This is a genomic window from Agrobacterium sp. SORGH_AS 787, from assembly GCF_030819035.1.
In the GTDB taxonomy this organism is placed as follows: Bacteria; Pseudomonadota; Alphaproteobacteria; order Rhizobiales; family Rhizobiaceae; genus Agrobacterium; species Agrobacterium larrymoorei_B.
Map to the genome: position 1 here is coordinate 1 of NZ_JAUTBG010000003.1, position 20,094 is coordinate 20,094.

General features: G+C 58.4%; 13 protein-coding genes, 8 pseudogenes and 1 riboswitch. Of the genes and pseudogenes, 11 read left to right on the forward strand and 10 right to left on the reverse strand.

What is annotated here, in order from left to right:
• The 3 genes and pseudogenes from QE435_RS23460 to QE435_RS23470 form a co-directional block, all read left to right on the forward strand.
• On the forward strand, positions 1-188 hold a 188-nt coding region (locus tag QE435_RS23460), incomplete at its 5' end, for a hypothetical protein (RefSeq protein ID WP_349042945.1).
• A 201-nt stretch (positions 189-389) separates the two neighbouring features.
• A pseudogene (locus QE435_RS23465) lies at positions 390-1,326 on the forward strand (IS110 family transposase).
• 15 nt (positions 1,327-1,341) lie between these two features.
• Positions 1,342-1,869, forward strand: a pseudogene (locus QE435_RS23470) (His/Gly/Thr/Pro-type tRNA ligase C-terminal domain-containing protein); the annotation flags it as partial.
• Positions 1,870-2,274: 405 nt separating this feature from the next.
• Here the strand turns inward: QE435_RS23470 and QE435_RS23475 are convergent.
• From QE435_RS23475 to QE435_RS23500, 6 genes and pseudogenes are all read right to left on the reverse strand, one after another.
• Positions 2,275-2,850 (reverse strand): isocitrate lyase/phosphoenolpyruvate mutase family protein, encoded by a 576-nt coding sequence (locus QE435_RS23475; RefSeq protein WP_349042946.1) that lies wholly within the window; start codon positions 2,848-2,850, stop codon positions 2,275-2,277.
• The gene (locus tag QE435_RS23480; RefSeq protein WP_349042947.1) at positions 2,847-3,920 is read right to left on the reverse strand and encodes a trifunctional transcriptional activator/DNA repair protein Ada/methylated-DNA--[protein]-cysteine S-methyltransferase; all 1,074 of its coding nucleotides are present in this window, start codon (positions 3,918-3,920) and stop codon (positions 2,847-2,849) included. The genes QE435_RS23475 and QE435_RS23480 overlap by 4 nt, the downstream gene beginning before the upstream one ends.
• 246 nt (positions 3,921-4,166) lie before the next feature.
• Positions 4,167-5,195 carry a methionine synthase gene (locus QE435_RS23485; protein WP_349042948.1) on the reverse strand — a complete coding sequence of 343 codons (1,029 nt, stop codon included), beginning with the start codon at positions 5,193-5,195 and terminating at the stop codon, positions 4,167-4,169.
• A gap of 25 nt (positions 5,196-5,220) precedes the next feature.
• Positions 5,221-6,198, reverse strand: a complete 978-nt coding sequence (locus QE435_RS23490; protein ID WP_349042949.1) for a DUF1852 domain-containing protein — start codon at positions 6,196-6,198, stop codon at positions 5,221-5,223.
• Positions 6,199-6,300: 102 nt separating this feature from the next.
• Positions 6,301-6,513: riboswitch (cobalamin riboswitch) on the reverse strand.
• 254 nt (positions 6,514-6,767) lie between these two features.
• A pseudogene (locus tag QE435_RS23495) lies at positions 6,768-7,367 on the reverse strand (DNA polymerase Y family protein); the annotation flags it as partial.
• Positions 7,288-8,036 (reverse strand): annotated as a pseudogene (locus QE435_RS23500) (ImuA family protein). The pseudogenes QE435_RS23495 and QE435_RS23500, both read right to left, overlap by 80 nt.
• Before the next feature lie 332 nt (positions 8,037-8,368).
• On the opposite strand from QE435_RS23500, the pseudogene QE435_RS23505 reads away from it, so the two are divergent.
• Positions 8,369-8,848: pseudogene (locus QE435_RS23505) on the forward strand (ATP-dependent DNA ligase); the annotation flags it as partial.
• 156 nt (positions 8,849-9,004) lie between these two features.
• Here the strand turns inward: QE435_RS23505 and QE435_RS23510 are convergent.
• Entirely contained in the window at positions 9,005-9,928 is a 924-nt protein-coding gene (locus QE435_RS23510) for a LysR family transcriptional regulator (protein WP_349042950.1), read from the reverse strand.
• Positions 9,929-10,045: 117 nt separating this feature from the next.
• Between QE435_RS23510 and QE435_RS23515 the strand changes: the two genes are divergently transcribed.
• From QE435_RS23515 to QE435_RS23545, 7 genes and pseudogenes are all read left to right on the forward strand, one after another.
• The gene (locus QE435_RS23515; RefSeq protein ID WP_349042951.1) at positions 10,046-10,624 is read left to right on the forward strand and encodes a flavodoxin family protein; all 579 of its coding nucleotides are present in this window, start codon (positions 10,046-10,048) and stop codon (positions 10,622-10,624) included.
• Positions 10,625-10,638: 14 nt separating this feature from the next.
• Positions 10,639-11,310, forward strand: coding sequence for a DsbA family protein (locus QE435_RS23520; protein WP_349042952.1), 672 nt, complete (start codon positions 10,639-10,641; stop codon positions 11,308-11,310).
• A gap of 24 nt (positions 11,311-11,334) precedes the next feature.
• Positions 11,335-11,907 (forward strand): annotated as a pseudogene (locus QE435_RS23525) (NAD(P)-dependent oxidoreductase).
• 278 nt (positions 11,908-12,185) lie between these two features.
• Positions 12,186-13,667, forward strand: a complete 1,482-nt coding sequence (locus QE435_RS23530; protein ID WP_349042953.1) for a sugar ABC transporter ATP-binding protein — start codon at positions 12,186-12,188, stop codon at positions 13,665-13,667.
• Positions 13,667-14,702 (forward strand): annotated as a pseudogene (locus QE435_RS23535) (ABC transporter permease). Before QE435_RS23530 ends, QE435_RS23535 begins: the two are co-directional and overlap by 1 nt.
• Before the next feature lie 31 nt (positions 14,703-14,733).
• A complete protein-coding gene (locus QE435_RS23540) occupies positions 14,734-15,777 on the forward strand; it encodes a substrate-binding domain-containing protein (protein WP_349042954.1) in 1,044 nt (347 codons plus the stop codon).
• A 67-nt stretch (positions 15,778-15,844) separates the two neighbouring features.
• Complete coding sequence (locus QE435_RS23545; RefSeq protein WP_349042955.1) at positions 15,845-17,098, forward strand: hypothetical protein; 1,254 nt, start codon at positions 15,845-15,847, stop codon at positions 17,096-17,098.
• A 93-nt stretch (positions 17,099-17,191) separates the two neighbouring features.
• Here the strand turns inward: QE435_RS23545 and mgrA are convergent, their stop codons facing one another.
• The 3 genes and pseudogenes from mgrA to QE435_RS23560 all read right to left on the reverse strand — a co-directional run.
• Positions 17,192-18,235 carry an L-glyceraldehyde 3-phosphate reductase gene (gene mgrA / locus QE435_RS23550; RefSeq protein ID WP_349042956.1) on the reverse strand — a complete coding sequence of 348 codons (1,044 nt, stop codon included), beginning with the start codon at positions 18,233-18,235 and terminating at the stop codon, positions 17,192-17,194.
• Positions 18,236-18,390: 155 nt separating this feature from the next.
• Positions 18,391-19,653: an SfnB family sulfur acquisition oxidoreductase gene (locus tag QE435_RS23555; protein WP_349042957.1), complete on the reverse strand. Its 1,263-nt coding sequence runs from the start codon at positions 19,651-19,653 to the stop codon at positions 18,391-18,393.
• A gap of 10 nt (positions 19,654-19,663) precedes the next feature.
• Positions 19,664-19,924 (reverse strand): annotated as a pseudogene (locus tag QE435_RS23560) (SfnB family sulfur acquisition oxidoreductase); the annotation flags it as partial.
• Positions 19,925-20,094: the final 170 nt, after the last annotated feature.

Below are 20,094 nucleotides of genomic sequence, written 5' to 3' on the forward strand. Positions count from 1 at the left end.
CAGAGCATCGCATCGGATCGGATCAATCCTGGGATCGGTCCGAGCAATCGCTGAAAGCAGCGCTCGACAAACTGGGTCGCCACTACACCATCAATGAAGGTGAAGGCGCCTTCTACGGTCCCAAGCTCGAATATGTGCTGCGCGATGCCATCGGCCGCGACTGGCAGTGCGGCACGCTTGTCTTATGACAATCCTTGCTTCTTGTGAGAAAAAAGAAGCGCCGGCTCGGGTAGCGGCCCTTGCCGGCGATGGGGGATGGATCGAAGACACGCGGGCCACCATTTTGAATGCCGGGCCGAACTAAAGTTTGATCACCCCCATCTTTTCCAATCGTCCTGAACGGATAGCTGAGCTTTTAGCTCGGATGACAAGCATGGGAGACGGAAAAGATGACTGAGCTTACCATTGGTGCCGATATCTCGAAAGACCATATCGATCTGTACCGATTGCCAGATGGTGACAGGCTGCGCGTGAGCAACGATGGCAAGGGTTTTGAAGCCATCCTCGGCTGGATCGGCAACACGCCTGTCGCGCGTCTTGTCTATGAACCGACCGGTGCCTATCACAGGGCTTTCGAACACTTCATGCTCACTCGGAAACTGCCCGTTTCCAAGGTCAATCCGCGCCAGGCGCGTCGGTTTGCCGAGGCGATCGGAAAACTGGCCAAGACAGATCGTGCGGATGCCTAGATACTGGCGCAATTCGGCATGCTGCTGAACCCGCGTCTCTTGTCACCGGATGCCATTTCTTTTGCTGAACTCAAGGAGTTGCATGCCGCACGCCTGGCGCTGGTGAAGGACAGAACGGCTGCGAAGAACCGGGGCAGAAACATCACTCAGCCGCTCCTCAAACGGCACAATGCTGCCCGCCTGAAGCAGATCGAAGCGCAGCTCGCCCAGGTCGAGCAGGCCATCACCGACCAGATTGCAATCGACGAAAGCCTCACGGCGCGCTTTAACATCCTGGTCCATACCCGGTCTTTCAAAGATCACAGCCTTTACCCTTCTTATCGAAATGCCAGAACTGGGTGAACTCGATGAGAAGGCCGTTGGCAAGCTTGCAGGTCTTGCGCCGAGCGACAGGCAATCCGGGCGATGGACCGGACGCGCCTTCATCGTCGGCGGCTGTGCCATCGTCCGGCAGGCGCTCTATATGCCGGCGCTGGTCGCTACCCGCTTCAATCCGGATCTCAAGGCAAAATACGACGCTTTGCGAAAAGCTGGAAAGCCACCCAAAGTCGCCATCACTGCGATCATGCGAAAGCTCGTAGTCCTCGCAAACGCACTCCTGCGTAAGCAGCAAAAATGGACCCCAAAAACCAATTGATCAAAACGGATACTTCAGGTCGACTTCAACCTGCCGGAGCGCTTCGGCGCATTCTATATCAATACCGACGGCGAAAAGGTTACGCCGGTCATGCTGCACCGCGCGATGTTCGGTTCGCTTGAACGCTTTACCGGCATCCTGATCGAGAACTATGCGGGCAAGCTGCCGCTTTGGCTTGCCCCGGTCCAGGCCGTCGTTGCGAGTATTACGTCCGATGCGGACGACTACGCCCGGGAAGTCGTCGCGCAACTGCACGCGCGCGGCGTCCGCGTCGAACCTGACCTCCGCAACGAGAAGATCCCCTATAAGGTACGCGAGCACAGCCTCGCAAAGGTTCCCATGATCCTGGCGCTCGGCCGGCGCGAGGCGGCAGAGAGAACCGTCTCCCTTCGTCGAATGGGATCGCCCGACACGCAGAGGCTTGCACTGGATGAGGCTTTGTGCCTGCTTTTGGCCGAGACACAGGCTCCTCAATCGGGTATCGCCGACCCCGCCTCGGACAGAGGCGGTCGTGTTCTGCCGAAACTGGGCCTTGCAATCTGATGGCGGCGCGGTCGGCGAGCGGGAAGGTAGTGGGAGAGCTGCCCGGAATACTTGTTCAGGGGTCCGCGTGGCTGGCGACCATCGTCCTCGCGCACGTCGTGACCTGCGCCCGGTGAAGAGAAGGCGGTTGCTGCGCAGACAGCTGCAGCCGGCAGAGGCCAGACGACGCAACATACGCATCAACCAGGTACCTGGATGCCAGGCTTTACGAGAAGGCGCGCGGGCAGGCTTCCCTGACAAGCTTTGCAATATTGGTTATGTCACGTGGCAAAGTCGAACTGGCGCGGTCCTCGACGCAACCTTGGCAAATGCGAGCGGAACCGCAGGGCGCCAGGCGGCTTCGGATACGCTTAACCGCATGGATGATCGTTAACGCACCACATTGGCCACGGGCAAAGCCCCGCTTTACGGGATTGCTTGATTCCCCCTCGGTAAGCGCATTCCCTGCGGCTCGCGAGCAAGAGCCTCCTCGACCAAATCAGCCTGCGCTACTGCCCGATCAGCCTTTAAAAAGACGTCGGTCCGGGCATTGATGAACGCTGGAAAACCTAAGGAGTCAGCAGCTCGACGAGCGGCACGTATCCGAGAGACCTGATCTTCAACACTATAAAGACCCGGGCCATCTACGATCTGGTCCTCAAAATTAAAGCCGACAACGCCGAGCTCCAGCAATCTGCGAACGTTCTGCCCAACCGTTTCAGGATCGGCAGCGTACCCACCCTCAAAATCGACGGTAACTGGTAACTCGACCGATCTTGCAATCTTCGCAACGGTTGCCAACATTTCATCGAGAGGAAGCTGCTCGCCATCCTCATAACCGTGAGCCGCAGCTACGGACCAACTGCTGGTCGCCACGGCTTTTGAACCAGCGCTTTCCACGGCCTTGGCGCTGCCAGCATCCCAGATGTTATAGAGGAAGAGTGGGCTGTAAGGCACGTGAAAGCTTCGGAATTGTCGAGCCTTTTCGATCTGGGATATCACGCAGAGGTTTCCTTACTTATCGTTTTGAGTTGTCGTTCGATTTCTATCAGCCGCTGTTTGCGCCATAGCCCACCGCCATATCCGGTCAGGGAGCCATCTGCCCCGATGACTCTGTGACAAGGAATCATAAGAGCGATTTGATTGGCACCATTGGCACGGGCCACCGCCCGAGTTGCCGTCGGATGGCCGATCTGGCGAGCAATTTCAGAGTAGCTTCTCGTTTCACCAGCGGGGATCTCGCGCAAAGCATCCCAAACTTGCTGAGTAAATGCGCTTGCAGGCGCCGAAAGTGGCGTCAAAAACCTGTCAGAACGAGCCGCGAAGTACTCAGTGAGTTCTGCGGCAGCTTGCTCTGAAGGAGGCATCCTGCCGATACCGATACCCTCTCTGGAGGTCTTCTGTAGCTTCTTAAGCTCTGCTGGAAGGCCTTTTCGATCCAAGAATTCCAGAAGATGAAGATGGCTTCGGCTGCTGACCGCGATCATGTCGCCGAGCGGCGTCGGTATCCATGTTGCGCGCAGCAACTTATCGGATCGCAAATCAGAGGGAGATTGGCCGAGAAGGCGAGCAAAAGCGGCGCGAAACGCGCTGGCGGATTCAAAGCTGGCCTCATGCTGGGCCGTAACCACTTTCCCGCCGACAGCCAACGTCTCGAATCCTTCTCGGAGCCGCCGTTGACGCGCCATTTCGAGGAATGTCATTCCGAACTGCCTTTTGAAGCTTCGCCGCACCGTTGAGGGGTCGTAACCAAGCTTGATCACATGGTCTTCAGACCAACGGAGATCAGGCCGCGAGTCCAGAGCACTTAGAAGTGCTGCAATTGTAGGATCTGCAAGCGCAGCCGCCTGAAGAGGATGGCAGCGCTTACAGGGGCGAAAGCCGGCCTCAACGCATTGTCTAATCGTCGGATAAAATGCGCAGTTCTCGCGCTTTGGCTTTCGTGCGGGGCACGTCAGGCGGCAAAAAACACCTGTAGATGAAACACACACGAAGACCTGCCCGTCGAAACTTTCATTCCGTGCAAGGAGAGCGGCATAGAGTGTATCGGTATCTGGGAGATCGAATAGCATACGGAATTCTTAGACCCGCTTGAGGCGATATGCCGCCGGATTTCGGGCGTCTATTCTTTTTTCCGATGGGCTCAGTTTCCGCAACTCCGCCGCTCCAGAAGTTCAACCCATCAAACGATGCCTCGCAACGCGGCGACCTCTCCGTTGATGTTGAAGCCTTATTGCACGAAGTCTTTTGGATCGGTTTGAGCGGTGGGTACGGTGGCGACGGGACGCCGCCATCCGTTGGTTCAGACTATCGGAAAACTAGCCAGCGAGCTCTCTCCGGAGGATCTCAGCTCCTGCACTCAAGGCACTCAGCTTGCCTCTTGCCACACGACGAGACAGAGGGACCATGCCGCAATTAGTACAGGGGCAAAGGTTATCGGCGTCGACAAATTGAAGCGCCTTGCGCAGCGTTGCAGCGACCTCTTCCGGGGTTTCGATGGTATCGCTGGCGACATCTATGGCTCCAACCATCACTTTCTTCCCTCGGACAAGCTCCAGAAGATCCATGGGGACATAAGAGTTGTGGCATTCGAGAGAGATCATTCCGATGCTGGATTTCTGCAATTTGGGGAGAGTTTCCTCATACTGACGCCATTCTGAACCGAGGGTCTTTTTCCAATCCGTATTGGCCTTAATGCCGTAACCGTAGCAAATGTGGACGGCGGTCTCGCATTTCAGCCCTTCAATTGCCCTTTCCAAAGTCGCAACACCCCAGTCATTCACCTCGTCAAAGAAAACATTGAACGCAGGTTCATCGAACTGGATGATATCGACGCCGACAGCCTCCAGTTCCCTTGCTTCCTCGTTCAGTATCCCGGCAAATTCCCAGGCAAGCTTTTCACGGCTCTTATAATGGCCGTCAAACAGCGTATCGATCATCGTCATTGGACCCGGCAAAGCCCATTTGATGGGTTGTTTGGTCTGCTGACGCAAAAACCTGGCGTCTTCGACGAAAACTGGCTTCTGGCGAGAGACGCTCGAGACGACTGTCGGAACGCTCGCATCGTAGCGATCGCGAATTCTGACGGTTTCGCGTTTCTCGAAATCGACCCCTTCGAGATGCTCGATGAATGTCGTAACGAAATGCTGGCGAGTTTGCTCGCCATCACTGACGATATCGATGCCGGCCTGTTGTTGATCGTAAAGTGACAGGCGCAGGGCGTCTCTTTTGCCCTCCAGCAATTCCTCATCCTCCAGTTTCCAGGGCGACCACAGTTTCTTGGGCTCCGCAAGCCAGGAGGGTTTCGGCAGGCTGCCGGCTGTCGATGTGGGGAAAAGTGTCTTCACAATAAGGACCTCTTATAAGTGTTGATCAGGCGGCGCACTGGGCAAACAATTGCTCAAGGACGGCGCGGTATGGCTTGATGAAATGTTTTTCGGTGAATCTGCCCTGATCCACCGCTAGGCGATTGCGTTCTTCGCGGTCGTAGACGATCCGGGTCAGCGAATAATCCTGGTGCTTCAGATCGGGCTGGTAAAACGTCCCGGCCGCTGCATTAGCATTGTAGATCTCAGGGCGATAAATCTTCTGAAACGTTTCCATCGTGCTGACGATGCCGATGAGCTCGATATTGGAATAATCCCCCAGCAGGTCACCAACAAAATAGAAGGCCAGCGGCGCAACGCTGCCCGGAGGCATGAAGTGGCGAACCTCCAATCCCATTTTCCCGAAATACTGATCGGTGGACGAGAGCTCATGCTGCCGGTACTCGACGCCCACGACTGGGTGATGATTTTCGGTCCGGTGATAGGTCTTGCTGGTCGAGGCACTGATGCAAATGACCGGCGGCTTGCGAAAGTGCGACCGGTAGGCATCCGACTGCAGAAAGGACTTGAACAGGTTCCCATGCAGGTCGCCGAAATCGGCCGGAGTACTGAAGGCAGGAAGGCTCTTGTTATACGCCGGCAGCACGACGCTGAAGTCGTAGTCCCGCACATAGGAGGAGAAGTTATTCCCCACAATGCCGTCGATACGTTCGCCGGTCTTGTGATCGATGATCGTCGTCTTCAGTATCTCGATGAGAGGAAATTTCTCGCCTTTAAAATCGAGGCATATTTCGACCGAAATGATCTCTAGTTCGACTGAATACCGGTCCGATTTGGGATTATCCCAATACGCAAGGGCGTTGAAACGGCTATCGATCATCCGTAAGACATTGCGCAGGTTCTCCTGCCTCTTTTCGCCCATGGCCAGATTGGCGAAATTGGTGGTGATGCGCGTATGCTCCGAAGGGCGGTAGTCCTCGTCGAAGGGTACGCTCGTGATTGTGAAACTGCAGGTCTGAGACATGTTGTGCCCCTTTAAAGCTGGGGGCATGGGTCTGCGGACGCATAGCAAGACAGGCCGCTACAGCGCAGCCTTTGCTACGGCACACTGGGACACCCCGCCCGTGGACGTTACTTCGCCAAAGGCAGGTCTCCTGGCTCACGGTTCATCACTTCCGTCCGTCTTCCCGGGTAAACCAGTGACATACTGGACTTCAGCTCGCCGCTTACAGTTGCGGGGGCAGCGTCGGCATTTCCGAATGACACGGAGCACCGACTTCCCTCTTAGCTCCGGCACGTTGCGCGCAACGACCGGAGAACCTTAGGCACCATGACCATATTGAAGGGTAAGCCGTCAGTCAACATCATATAACGATATCTTTATATCGTTAAATCACAACTCGACCGCAGGCTTAGATCTGATGGATTGCGCGATTGCATGCGGCGTTGAAATACGACCCTTATACGCCGCAGCCGGACCCGCACCATTAACGGCATCGATCAGAATGTTGGCTTCAATCGCGCCCTATGGACGCTGGCCGAGGGAATGTAGCGCCTGAAAACCGCCAGATCGTAAAACCGTAGAGCCGCCAAACCGATCGTCTGGAAGCCCAGGGTCCTCAAGTCGGCGACGATCTTTTCCGGAAGTCGCAACAGAGAAAGCGGAAGCCTCTCGACCGCCTGAAGCGTCCCGCCCCTCGGGACAATGACGGTCTCTCTGTTGATCGCCCGCGCGCAGGCACGCGCCGCACCGCAAGTGTCTGCCACAGCAACGCGGGCATTGAGCTTCCTGCCTAAAAACTGGTTAACGATTGTTGTCGCCATTGGCAGCTCTCCGCCCTGCAGGTGATCGGCGCCCTCGGTATCTATCACGATGCCGTCGATCCCGTCGATGGCCACGATCGGCGAATAGACGGTCAATGCCCAAAGGGTGATCCGTTCAAGGGCAGCGGCGTCGGCCGCAGGGTCGGCCTCGACCATCATCAAGTCGCGGAAGATCGCCTGTGCTTTCGCGGCCGGCATCCCTGCTCTCACGCCCGCTTTCCCGGCGGCTGCATCGGCGGCAGAGACCCAGCGCTTCGACCCCGACTTGGCGATCACGGCAATGGCCTGTTCAGGCGGAATGGAGGGATCCGCGCGCCGTATTCGATCCGTCGGCAGATCGGGAAGATAGATGGATACGACCCTTGTCATCACACGCTCTCACGAGAAACTCAGCACACTCACCCACTTTCACGCGCATTAATTCCAGAAACCATTGTGCACTCCCCACCCCCGGAACCGGCAGTTCTTCCGACGGCATCACGCTGACCGGCCATCTGGTGGTCGAGGCCGCCGGTTGCCCGAAATCGTTCGCCTCCGTTTGCCGTCGCCAGCGTCGGACGGCGATGGCCATGGTTCTTGTCTTTTCAGCGACAAGCTGGAGACGCCGCGACGCCGTCATCGGCAACCGCACCAGTTCGCCGACGACAACGCCAAGGCCCCCAAATGAGAGGCACTCCTCCATGCTCGCCAGGACGTCCTCCTCCTTGTGTCCCTCAACGAATACGACCCGGTCAGGATGAAGGCCGACTTGCGCCAGCGCCGGCATGAAGAGGTCGGGCCTTGTCAAACACCATGCCATCTGGCCCTTTGTCCGGGCCGCTATTCCGGCAACGAAGAGCGCGGCGGCCGCGCCATCGACGGTGCCAGAACCTCCGCCTGCGAACTCATGAAGTGCCCCATAGGATCCCCGCCCGGCAAGACCGCATCGATCTCCAGCGCGCCGAAGGGAAGACAGCCGGCACGTCTGCTCGGCGCGCCCTGCATCGAGGCGATGCGCTCGCGCAGATCGGAGATCAACCTCTCTCGGGCAGCAGTCATCGTTCACGGCTCCCTTCAAGATCGTGTTCAAGGATCGACGTCATGTCGTTCAACCTATTTGTTCACTTTTTGTTCATGCCCGGCACAAGAGTCAAGCCGGGCTAACGTTCGGAAATCCGTCCTAATGTAAGGATAGAGAAATATTCTCTGCCGAATCAAACAACTAAAGATGAAAGAATTTTTTTGCAGCGGCATCCCTGGTTTGCGCGGGAATGTATATCGGAGGGTGCACATCGGTCAGCAGAGTATTCTTAAGGTTTTCTGTTGAACTGCCGCCATGACGACCCCCCCCCCCGAGATCTAAGCCGCTTCTTCGTGAGACTGAGGCCCCGATCCGCTCGAAGCCGCATCGGAAGCGAAATCCCGCGCAGCCACAGCTTCCGTTTGATCCGATGCCTGAACGCGTCGAGCCGGCGCTAGCGCAACTGAAAGCACATCCGCCAAAAGGTGATCAGTGGAGGTGGGAGCTGAAATGGGACGGCTATCGCCTAGCTGTCCATATTGAACCGAAACGTGTGCGAATCCTCACACGCGGTGGCCATGACTGGACGCATCGATTTCCAACGATCGAACAGGCGGCCCGAGCGCTCGGGCCGGCGACGATGATCATCGATGGCGAGGCGGTGGTGCTTGATGAGGAAGGCCGGCCTGACTTTGGCTTGCTACAGAAGTCGCTCGGCGCTTCCAGCAAGACGGCTGGCAAGGGCGAGTCTGACGCCGTTCTCTACGCCTTCGACCTCATATATCTCGACGGCCACGACGTGCGGGAGATGGAGTACCGATCTCGCCCTCATCTTCTCGAGGACACGCTTGATGATAGGGTTTCCAGGAAAAGTAAGGTCTTCGCTTATGGCTGGTGTTGTCCAGGCCCGGCCCCGGCAAGCATTAGGGCGCGGGTTTGCGATACCTCGAAACCCGCAAAGAGCCGACTTCAGGGAGGTGGCTTCACAACCAGCAGGTTGTGACACCTATCTCACCAGAGGTGCATCCCTGTGTGATCGACGATACTCCATGTCGCGCAGCAGATCGACGAAATGCCGTACGCGTGCCGAGCGGAAGCGTGCTTCGGGATAGACGGCGTATATACCCCCTTCGGGCAATGACCATGCGGGCATCAGGTGAACTAGTCGGCCTGCTGCAATGTCGGAAGCCACCACAAAGTCTGGCAGCACCGACAGACCGCCGCCAGCCAAGACGCAGGCATGGGCCGCCGGTGTTTTGTCCGCCATGATTGTCGGCTGCCCGACCACGCGATCGTCGACTCCGTCGTTCGTAAACGTCCAGTCGAGCGGATGACGCAGCAACCGGTTTCCGATCCACGACATATCTCGAAGCTCGTGCGGGTTTGTCAGTCGCGTCGCTCGCGCCGCCAATGCCGGGGTACAGACCAGCAGCTGTCGGAAACTCCCCAGCCTGCGCATCTGCAAACCGCTGTCGGCCAACCACCCCAGCCGGATTGCGACCTCGACCTCGGTATCGATCAGGTCGACGATGGCATCGTCGAATGTCACGTCGGCACGGAGGCCGGGGAAGCGCGACAGGAACTCGGCGATGGCGGGTGCGACCACCGTCCGGCCGTAGTCGCTGGGTGCGGTGACGGTCAGCGTCCCGGTTGGCGTCTCCAACCCCAGCGCGGCCTCGCCGAACGCGTCGTCAGCGTCGCGCAGGATTACGCTCGCGCGTTCGTGGAACCGGCGTCCTGCCTCGGTGAGATGGAGCTTCCGCGTCGTGCGCTTCAGCAGCGTCACCCGTAGCTCTTCCTCCAATCGCGCGACTTGATGGCTGACGACGGTCTTCGCCACCCCCAAACGCTCGGCTGCGCGGGTGAAAGAGCCGGCATCGACGGTGGCAGTGAAGTAACGGAGCCGGTTTAGGTTGGGCGCGTCAGTCATGTTCTCATTGTGCAATCCAGACTGACAGTCTATCCAGCTTGCACGGATTTATCCAGCGTAATCTCCGGCCTATCTCCTAACCAACAAAGCGGCCGAAGCCGCGCCAAGGAGCAGACCATGACCAAAATCGCGATCGTATACTTCAGCGGCTACGGCCACACCGCCCGCCAGGCCGAAGCTGTCCAACGCGGGGTGGAAGGTGCCGGTACCGAAGCACTAATCGTCCGCATCCCGCAGGATGGTGAGGTACCAACGGAGACGCTGGAGGCGATCGGTTCGGCCGATGCGATCATCTACGGCAGCCCGACCTACATGGGCGGCGTGCCGTGGCAGTTCAAACGCTTCGCCGATGCCAGCTCGAAGACATGGTTTGGTCAGTCGTGGAAGGACAAGCTGGCGGCAGGCTTCACCAACTCGGCGTCGCTTAACGGCGACAAGTTCTCGACCATGACCTATTTCTGGACGCTGTCACAGCAGCACGGACAGCTCTGGGTCGGGCCGGGCCTGCTGCCCTCGAACAAGCTGGCCAGCACGAACGAGGATACCAATTGGGCTGGCGGCTTCGGCGGGGCTTACGCGATTTCGCCCTCGGACTCGTCGCCCGAACAGGCACCGTTCGCCGGCGATCTGGAAACCGCTCGCATCCTTGGTGAGCGGGTCGCGACATTCGCCGCCCGTCTCGCCCAAAAATCTTGAGTGTGGAGGTAATCATGACCATCTACACCATGCGTTTCCGCTACTTCTTCGATCCGTTGTGCGGGTGGTGCTATGCCAGCGCACCTGCGCTCGCCGCGCTTGCCGAGCGTGCCGGCGACCGGATCACGATGATGCCATCCGGGCTGTTCACCGCGCCCCGCCCCGTGTCGACCATGGCCGATCATGCGTGGCGCAACGATCGGTGGATCATGGAGTTGACCGGCCAGCAATTCACTGAGGACTATCACCGGAACGTCCTGCTGGCGGCTGATGGAGTGTTCGACTCCACCGCGCTGACCAGAACCCTAGTCGCACTTGGTGAGCAGGACCGTGCCCTCGAAGCACGCTTCCTGCACGACGCCCAGATCGCCCGCTACGTTCGCGGCGAGGACACCGCCAAGGCGGAGGTCGTGGCCCGTGTCGCAGCGACGGTGGCAAACGACGCAGGTATCACGCTCGGCGCCGATGCGCTGGCGGACCGACTTTTGCGCGATGCAAGGCTGCACATGCTGACCGACGACCGGATCGCCCAGACGCAGCGCGACATGAGCGCGCTCGGGATACGCGGCGTGCCCCAGCTTGTCGTCGATGTGGACGGGCGCTCGCATCTCATCAGCGGCGAAGCGCTGTATGCAGGCGGAAACCGCCTGTTAGATGCGCTCTCCAGGCTAACCGTCGCAGCATAATCAGTACAGGAAAGAAACAGGCCGATGAACGTCGCTCTTATCGGTGCCTCAGGCAATGCCGGCTCGCGCATCCTCGCCGAACTCGTAAACCGTGGTCACACGGTCACCGCCATAGCCCGGGACCCTGCGCGGATTACCGCTGGCGAAGGCGTTCGTGCGGTCGCTGCCGATCTGCACGACCAGTCGGTGCTGACCGATGCCCTGCGCGGCCATGATGCCGTCATCAGCTCGGTCCACTTCGCCGCCAGCGATGCCGACAAGCTGATCGGCGGGGTGAAGGCGTCCGGCGTGCGTCGCTATCTCGTCGTCGGTGGCGCGGGTAGCCTGGAGGTTGCGCCCGGATAGCGTGTGATCGACACGCCCGATTTCCCGGCAGCGTATCGCGACGAAGCTCAGGGCGGCATCGATTTCCTGGACAAGCTGCGTGCGGAAGATGACCTCGACTGGACGTTCCTGTCGCCGACGGCGGTCTTCACCGCCGGCGAGCGCACCGGGACTTTCCGTCTTGGCAAGGACCAGCTCCTGACCAACGCGAACGGAAGCAGCATCTCGTTGGAGGACTATGCGATCGCGCTCGTCGACGAACTAATGGGTTAAAATTGCTATTTCGACTTGGATAAGGAGTTTTCTTTGCCTTCAGGGGGCCCAGGTGGAAGAGGTTTTGCCAAACCGGGGGCGGGAGACGTTTACGGGTTTCAAGGCCGGTGACGCCTCCAAACCGACGTCGCGAAAGTCAATAAATATCAGGAGCTTGCCGTCCGACTCTCGAAGAAGGAAAATTATTCCATGCTTCAGCGATACTATAGAAGCGTCATTCTTGTTTACAACTGAAGAACCATTACGGAAGTGGAGCATGACAGAATGGATTTCTATTCATGCCCCTCCTAGACGTTCGAAATATCTCGCATGCCTTTGGCTCCACTCAAGCCCTTAGCGATGCCCATCTCTCGATTGAGGCTGGTGAAGTTGTCGCGCTTATGGGCGCGAATGGTGCTGGAAAATCTACACTCGTTAGAATTCTGTCAGGGCTCTGCCGGCCAGATGGCGGAACGATGACATGGCAGGGCAAGCCGTTTTCACCACAGAGCGCAGCAGATGCCGCATCAGAGGGAATAGTCACCGTTCATCAATCGACGAATGTCATCGGCATTCCGGGTCTGACGGTCGCCGACGCACTTCTTCTCAACCATTTTGTCGACGGGCGCCAGCCCTTTTTCCTATCGAAAAAATCGGTTAGACGGCGGGCTGCGGCCATTCTGTCCGAAACCGGCTTCGAGCTACCGCTGGACCGCGACTTTGAAACATTGAGCGCAGCCGACCGGCAGCAGGTCGCCATTGCCCGCGCCTTGACGAATAAAGCCCGGCTGATCATTCTGGACGAGCCCACCGCCAGCTTGTCTGCTCGGGAATCGGCGCGCCTTTACGATCTCGTGCGCGGCCTGAAGGCGCGCCAGATTGGCGTTCTATATATTTCGCACAGAACTGCCGATCTTGAGGCGTTGGCAGACCGGGTCGAAATCCTTCGGGGTGGACGCAATGTCGGCTCGTTCCGCCGGCCAATCGATTTCAGCGCCGCGATTGAAACCATGATCGGGCGCTTTCTGAACGCGGCGCGGCCGCACCGGCGGCGCGATTTCGATAAGACCGTCCTGAGTCTGGAAAGCGTCGGCCTTATGCCGGATAGCGCACCCTTTTCTCTAGCCGTCGACGAGGGAGAAGTGGTCGCCATTACCGGCGTTATCGGCGCGGGCAAAAGCCGTCTTCTGTCCACCCTCTTCGGCCTTGGCTCTTTTTACCGCGGACAGGCTTCACTGGATGGACAAGCCTACGCACCAACCAGCCCTGCTCAAGCAATCGCCGCCGGCGTGGTGATGGCTGCCGAAGACCGCCACAAATCCTCCTTCATCCATGCGGACTGGCCAGGTGAAAGCATTGCGGCGACGATCAGTCTGCCGCATCTGAGCAAATGGTATCCTTCCGCTTTTCTGTTTTCCAACCGGGAGAAGGAAGAGGGTCGGAAGGCGATCCAGCGTTTGTCGATCAAGGCGCAATCTGCCGAGGCATCTGTCTGGTCGCTCTCGGGCGGCAATCAGCAGAAGGTCGTGATCGGTCGCTGGGAAGCGGAGCCCAGTCGCCTGCTCTTGCTGGACGAGCCTTTCCAGGGCGTCGATGTCGGCGCACGGCAGGATATCATTGCCGCGATCCGAAACCATAGCGGGCGCGCTACGCTGATCGCCACGTCCGATCCGGAAGAGGCATACGAAGTCGCAGATCGCGTTGTCGTAATGGATGGCCACACTCTGATCGAACAAAACATCGACGCCGACATATCAAACCGTCACAAGGAGCCTGCCTGATGGTCGAGAGCACCCGGGATGTTCCCGCACAGTCAAAAGAAGCGCCGTCGTTGGAAACGCTGCGAAACGCGATAAGGCGCGGTGCGGTCTTTCTGCTGCTCGCGGCGATGATCGTCGGCTTTTCGCTCGCGCAGCCTGCCTTCATCAACATCAACAACCTCATGAGCATCCTGCAGGCGGTCTCCGTCGTCGCCATCATCGGCGCAGGCGTCAGCGTTACTCTGGCCATCAACGGCTTTGACCTGTCGGTCGGGGCAGTAGCGGCCTCCAGCGTGATGGCCGCCAGCTATGCCATGATCGTGCTTGGACTGAATGCCTGGCAGACGGTGCCGCTGGTGCTCGCCTTCGGCGCTCTTGTTGGCCTCGCGAACGCTTTCCTCATCGTCAGGCTCAAAGTGCCAGACCTGCTTGCGACGCTCGCTACCATGTTCCTGCTAACCGGCCTCCAGCTCATCCCGACGGCTGGCCGCTCGATTTCCGTCGGCCTGATCCTACCAGACGGCTCGACGGCGAGCGGCAAATACGATCCGGCCTTTCTGACCATCGGACGTTCCAGTATGTTCGGCATCGTTCCCCTCCCTGTCATCCTGATGGCAATCGTCGCTCTTGTCCTGTTCATCCTTACCGAAAAAACGAGATTGGGCCGCCTGATCTACGCCACCGGTGGCAATGAAACGGCAGCACGCCTTGCCGGCGCCAATGTCGACCGGATCAAGACCTTCGCTTACGTACTTTCCGGCACGCTTGCGGCGCTCGGCGGCATCATCGTCGCCGCACGCGTCGGCCGGGGAGACGTCTCTTCCGGAGCGTCGCTGCTGATGGATTCGGTTGCGGGCCGCGCTGATCGGTTTTGCGGTTCTGGCCCTGCGCCGACCTAACGTCCTCGGCACGTTGGTCGGCGCCGTCTTCGTCGGCGTGCTGCTCAACGGCCTCACCATGCTCAACGCACCTTATTACACCCAGGACTTCATCAAGGGGGCCGTTCTTGTCGGCGCATTGGCACTGACTTACGGCGTGGCCCGCGCAAAAATTTGACCATTCAATATCCTAGAAGAGAAGTGAAACCATGTTCAAGACCGTCAAAAAACTGGCTGCGGCTGTGATGTCGCTCGCCCTCATTTCTAACAGCGCCTTTGCCGCGGGCATAGAAGGCGCACCCGCACCCTTCGACAAGAGGACAGTCAACATTGCCGTCGTCAGCTTCCTCGGCAGCGGCGACTGGCTGCAAGCCTTCGAGGCCGGGGTGAAGCGACAAGCCGACACACTTGGCATCAAGCTCACCGTTTCTCAAGCTCGCAACGACAATGACACGCAGCGAAACCTCGTCGAGCAGGCCATCAATCTTGGTGTCGACGGCATCATCATCAACAATGGCCGCCCGGAAGTCCTGAAGGACGTGGCGCAAAAGGCCCTCGATAAGGGTATCAAGGTCGTTGCCTATGACGTGGACCTCGACAACCCGCAAATCCCGCAGATCGAGCAGAGCGACAAGGACATGGCAAGGCTGGTGCTCGACCAGGCCGTGAAAGACAAGGGGGTGGGCTTTGTCGGTGGCGCCGTCTATGTGGCCGGCTTTGCGCCCTTGGACCGGCGCTACGCCGTGTGGAAAGAATTCGTGGCCAAGTACAATCTGAAGGAGAAAGCCGTCTGGGGCATCGTCAACGACACAGTTCCGGCCTCAGTCGCCGATCAGACGAAAGCAGTCCTGCGCGCCAACCCGGACATTTCCGTTATCTTCACGCCATGGGACGAATTCGCGAAGGGGGCAAAGCTTGCCATTGACGAACTCGGCCTATCGCAGCAAGTGAAGATTTATGGCGTCGATATTTCGACGGCGGATATCCAGCTCATCACCGAGCCGGATAGCGCCTGGGTCGCTACCGCCGCCACCAACGCCGCTGTTGTCGGCGAAGTCTCTGTCCGCGCCGTTTCGCTCTCGGTCGCTGGCCAGTCTCCCGGGCGGTCGGTTTTGTTGCAGCCAACCCTTATTACCCGCGACGATCTGGTCAAGAACGGCATCGGCTCCATAGAGGATCTCCAGAAGAAGTTTCCGGCATTTCTGAAGAGCGACGCCGCAAGTGCTGCGTGGATTCCTGCGGTCCAACACTGAACCCATTCACCACTTAGCGCCGCTGCCCCTTGGCAGCGGCTTATTGATAGCAACGTGAGAGAACATCATGGCCGCCCCTGACCTTCCGACACCCGATTTCGCCCGCAACATGAAACTCATCGGCCACAGCGATATCGGCGGCCGGGGCGATGGCCTGCAATTGATGGTTCATCACGGTTACGCTTATGTCGCGCATCCCTGGTCCCAAGGGTTTTCGATTATCGATGTGCGTGACGCCAAACATCCAAAGACCGTCAATTACGTGCAGGCTCCTGCAAACACCTGGAACATTCACCTGCAGACCCATGACGACCTGCTGCTGGTGATCAACGCGCTCGATCTTTTCGCCGATGTGCAGTCCTTTACCGATGAAAAGGCCTATTACACGAAATCGGTCGGGGAGACGGTGGCGGCTGAAAAAAGGGAACGGGTCTGGACTGCCGGCATGAGCGTGTTCGACATATCGACGCCCGATAAACCGAGAAAGATCGGTCAGCTGGATGTCGAGGGCATAGGTTTCCACCGCCTGTGGTATGTGGGTGGGCGCCATGCCTATGCTTCCGCGCTGCTGGACGGTTTCTCCGACTATATTTTCGTCACCATTGATCTTGCCGATCCCACGAAGCCGCAGCTTCTGGGCCGTTGGTGGCTACCGGGTATGAACACGGCAGCAGGTGAAAAACCCTCATGGGGAGACGGAAAACGATACGCCCTGCATCACGCGCTGGTGCATGGCGACACCGCCTATGCCTGCTGGCGTGATGGTGGACTGACGCTGTTGGACATCAGCGATCACTCGACCCCCAAACTCATCGCCCATCGCAACTGGTCACCGCCCTATGGCGGCGGAACTCACTCACCGCTGCCCCTGCCGGGACGCGACCTACTGGTGGTTGCCGACGAGGCCGTGCTGGATAATGAGGAAGACGGGCGAAAGCATACCTGGATTTTCGACATTCGCGTACCGGAAAATCCGGTCAGCATCTCGACTTTCCCGATCCCGAACGAGATCGATTACGCAAAGAAGGGCGGCCATTTCGGACCCCATAACCTGCATGAAAACCGGCCGGGCTCGTTTGTCTCGGAAACGCTGATCTTCGCCACATGGCAGAATGCAGGCATCCGCGCATTCGATATCTCCGACCCTTATCGCCCTGTTGAAACCGGCGCGCTGGTCCCGGCCGGGCCGACGACGATGACGGATCGCCGCCCTGGACGGCCGAAGGTCATACAGTCGGCAGATGTGTTTGTCGATGCTGAAGGCTTGATCTATGCCACCGACTATAACGCCGGGCTGGAAATCATTGAATATGGCGGCTGATCTACCGAAACGCTTTCATTAAAAGCGCACAGACAATCGCCTGTGATCGCCCCGGGGAAGCACGGGAGCGATCACGGTGAAGATTAAACTGTGTCAGACTGCTTCGTCGTGCGATGGCTTCTCCCACAAATTGATCCCACCCTCGACGGCGTAGCGATCGATTTCCGCCAATTCGTCCGCCGTGAAATATGGGTTCTTGAGCGCGGCAACGTTTTCTTCGACCTGTCTGGCGGAACTGGCGCCGATCAGCGCGGACGTCACCCTCGGGTCGCGCAGCACCCAGGCGATCGCAAGCTGTGCCAATGACTGACCGCGATTTCGGGCAATCTCGATTAGAGCCCGAGCGCGTTCGATATTCTCAGGCTTCAGGTGCTCAGGGCGCAGAAAATCGCCACCGGGGCGATTGACTCGTGCATCCTGAGGCACACCATCCAGATACTTGTTGGTCAACAGCCCCTGAGCCAGTGGTGTGAAGGCAATCACGCCCGCCCCGACCTCATCCGTCGCATCCAGGAGATCCTTTTCCACCCAGCGGTTGAAGAGGTTGTAGGCAGGCTGGTTGATGAGAAGCGGCACCCCACGTTGCTTCAAAAGCGCCGCGATTTCGCGCGCCTTCGCACCCGAATAGGATGACACGCCGACATAAAGCGCCTTGCCCTGGCGAACGGCCTGTGACAGCGCATCGGCCGTCTCTTCAAGCGGAGTTTCCGCATCGAAACGATGGGAATAAAAAATATCGACATAGTCCAGTCCCGGACGGGTCAAGCTTTGATCGAGGCTCGAAAGCAATGCCTTTTTTGAGCCGCCGCCACGCCCATAGGGACCGGGCCACATGTCCCAGCCAGCCTTGGTGGAAACGATCAGCTCATCGCGATAAGCCGCAAAATCCTGTTTGAGGGTTCGTCCGAAATTCACTTCAGCGCTACCAGCCGGCGGCCCATAATTATTGGCAAGATCGAAATGGGTGATCCCAAGATCGAATGCCTTGTGAAGAATGGAGCGTTGCGTTTCCAGTGGGGTCGTATCGCCGAAATTGTGCCATAGACCAAAGGAAATCGCCGGTAGTTTCAGGCCGCTGCGGCCGACACGGCGGAAGTTGGCGTCTTCATAGCGGCTTAAATCTGGTTGATACGTCATGGTCTCTGTTTCCTGACGGCGTTGATTGATCGCCCGACAATCGATGACTGCCGTCGCGCGTTGGAAAATGACAAGAGTGAAACCGGAGGCTGGCATTCGCCGCGAAACTGCGCTCGATCATTGCGTAAGCCATGTAATGACGGCGATGTTACCGGTTAGATAGCGCCGTGCCGTGGCGGCAGCACGCCGTTTAGGTAGAAGTTACCGATATGATGATATTTCCACCGGACGGGATCGTGCAGCGAATGCGTTCTAGCATTGCGCCAATAGCGGTCGAGCCCGTAGCTTTCCAGCGTGGATCGAGCGCCGCCGAGCTCGATGAGCTTCGTTGACGCCAGTTGAGCGACCTCAGTACCAAGCGACTTGACCTCCGCCACAGCGATTGACGCCGCCGCCACCGTTTTTTCGTCTGGTCCCGCACGCGCGTCATCGAGAGTGCGACCGGCTCTTGCAAGAAGCGCATCAGCGGCATGCACGCGGATAGCGACATCCCCGACGGCATGGATGGTGTGCGGGTCCTCATAACCATGCTCAATGCTCAACTCGAAGAACGGACGTGCATGGGCACGAACATAAGAAATTGTCTCGGCCAGTGCGCCGCGTGCGATACCCACTTGCACGGCAGCATGGATAATCTGCGCGAAAGGTCCCATAGCGGTTGGCCGCTCAAACACGAGGTCATGGTCCACAACCTGAGAAGGTGCGATTTCGACATCATCGAAGGTGACGGTGCCGCTTCCTGTCGTGCGTTGACCAAACGACGTCCAGTCATCGACCAGGGAAAGGCCAGCCGTTGCCCGATCGATGAAGACGATGTTCACTCGCTCGTCCGGCCCTTTGGCCACCGCGACGACGATATGGGCAAAGAGCGAGCCGGTGGAGTAGAACTTCTGCCCGTTCAGCAACAGCCTGCCATCCCGCTCCGCAAAACGGGTCTTGTAGTCCACCGGCGTTTTCGTGCCGATTTCGGTAAAGGCATTGCCCAGCCGGTCTCCTTCAAGGACCCGCGCGAAATAATGTTGCTTCTGATCCTCGCTACCAGCCAGCCGCAAGGCTTCGACCATGTAGAAATGGTTCTGCGGAATTTGCCCGATACTACCATCGGCAGCAGAAATGATCGCAGTCACTTCGGCGAGTGTGACGGTGGAAACGCCGGCACCGCCATAGTCCTTCGGCACGGTGATGGCCCACAAGCCGCTTTGCGAGAACCGTTCAATCTCGGCAAGCGGCAGGCGCCGCTCCCTGTCTCGCTGCGCCGACCCGGCGGCAAACTCGCGTGCAAGTTCCCGGGCAACGGCAACAGCCTCGGCATCATCCTTGATAATGTGGGCCTTGGCCCGGCGCGGCGGAATATGCGGCGCGGGCTTTCCAGAGGTCAGGGCAGCTTCGCGATGCAATTTCCGGTCAGTCGTCGTCATTGAGGCAACCTCAATTCCAGGCATGACGCGGAGGGTGCGCGCCGTTCAGATAGTAGTTTCCAACATGGAAGTATTTCCACCTGACCGGATCATGCAGCGTATGGACACGGGCGGTGCGCCAATGACGGTCGAGGCCATGCTCGGCAAGCGTCGAACGGGTGCCGGCAAGCTCGAAGAGTTTGTTGGTGGCGAGGATGGCGATTTCGGTGGTCAGAACCTTGGACTTACCCGTTTTGATGGTCGCTTCAGACACGGTCTCGAGGTTCGTGTTACGTTTTGCGGCGTCTGGCGTGCATTGAACATGCCAGCAGGTGCCCGCTCTGCAACCCACATGATTTCACGCATCGATGATTCGGTAATGCTCCTCTCTGCTCATCATGCAAGTGTCAGATGCGGAGCCCACCGGTTCCGCATCTCAATGTCCGCTTAGGGCGAAACGGA

Bases quoted from the DNA above. Each gene is read 5' to 3' on its own strand.
- QE435_RS23480 (WP_349042947.1), bottom strand. From the start codon at position 3,920: ATGCTATTCGATCTCCCAGATACCGATACACTCTATGCCGCTCTCCTT.
- QE435_RS23490 (WP_349042949.1), bottom strand. From the start codon at position 6,198: ATGTCTCAGACCTGCAGTTTCACAATCACGAGCGTACCCTTCGACGAG.
- QE435_RS23510 (WP_349042950.1), bottom strand. From the start codon at position 9,928: ATGACTGACGCGCCCAACCTAAACCGGCTCCGTTACTTCACTGCCACC.
- QE435_RS23515 (WP_349042951.1), top strand. From the start codon at position 10,046: ATGACCAAAATCGCGATCGTATACTTCAGCGGCTACGGCCACACCGCC.
- QE435_RS23520 (WP_349042952.1), top strand. From the start codon at position 10,639: ATGACCATCTACACCATGCGTTTCCGCTACTTCTTCGATCCGTTGTGC.
- QE435_RS23530 (WP_349042953.1), top strand. From the start codon at position 12,186: ATGCCCCTCCTAGACGTTCGAAATATCTCGCATGCCTTTGGCTCCACT.
- QE435_RS23540 (WP_349042954.1), top strand. From the start codon at position 14,734: ATGTTCAAGACCGTCAAAAAACTGGCTGCGGCTGTGATGTCGCTCGCC.
- QE435_RS23545 (WP_349042955.1), top strand. From the start codon at position 15,845: ATGGCCGCCCCTGACCTTCCGACACCCGATTTCGCCCGCAACATGAAA.
- mgrA (WP_349042956.1), bottom strand. From the start codon at position 18,235: ATGACGTATCAACCAGATTTAAGCCGCTATGAAGACGCCAACTTCCGC.
- QE435_RS23555 (WP_349042957.1), bottom strand. From the start codon at position 19,653: ATGACGACGACTGACCGGAAATTGCATCGCGAAGCTGCCCTGACCTCT.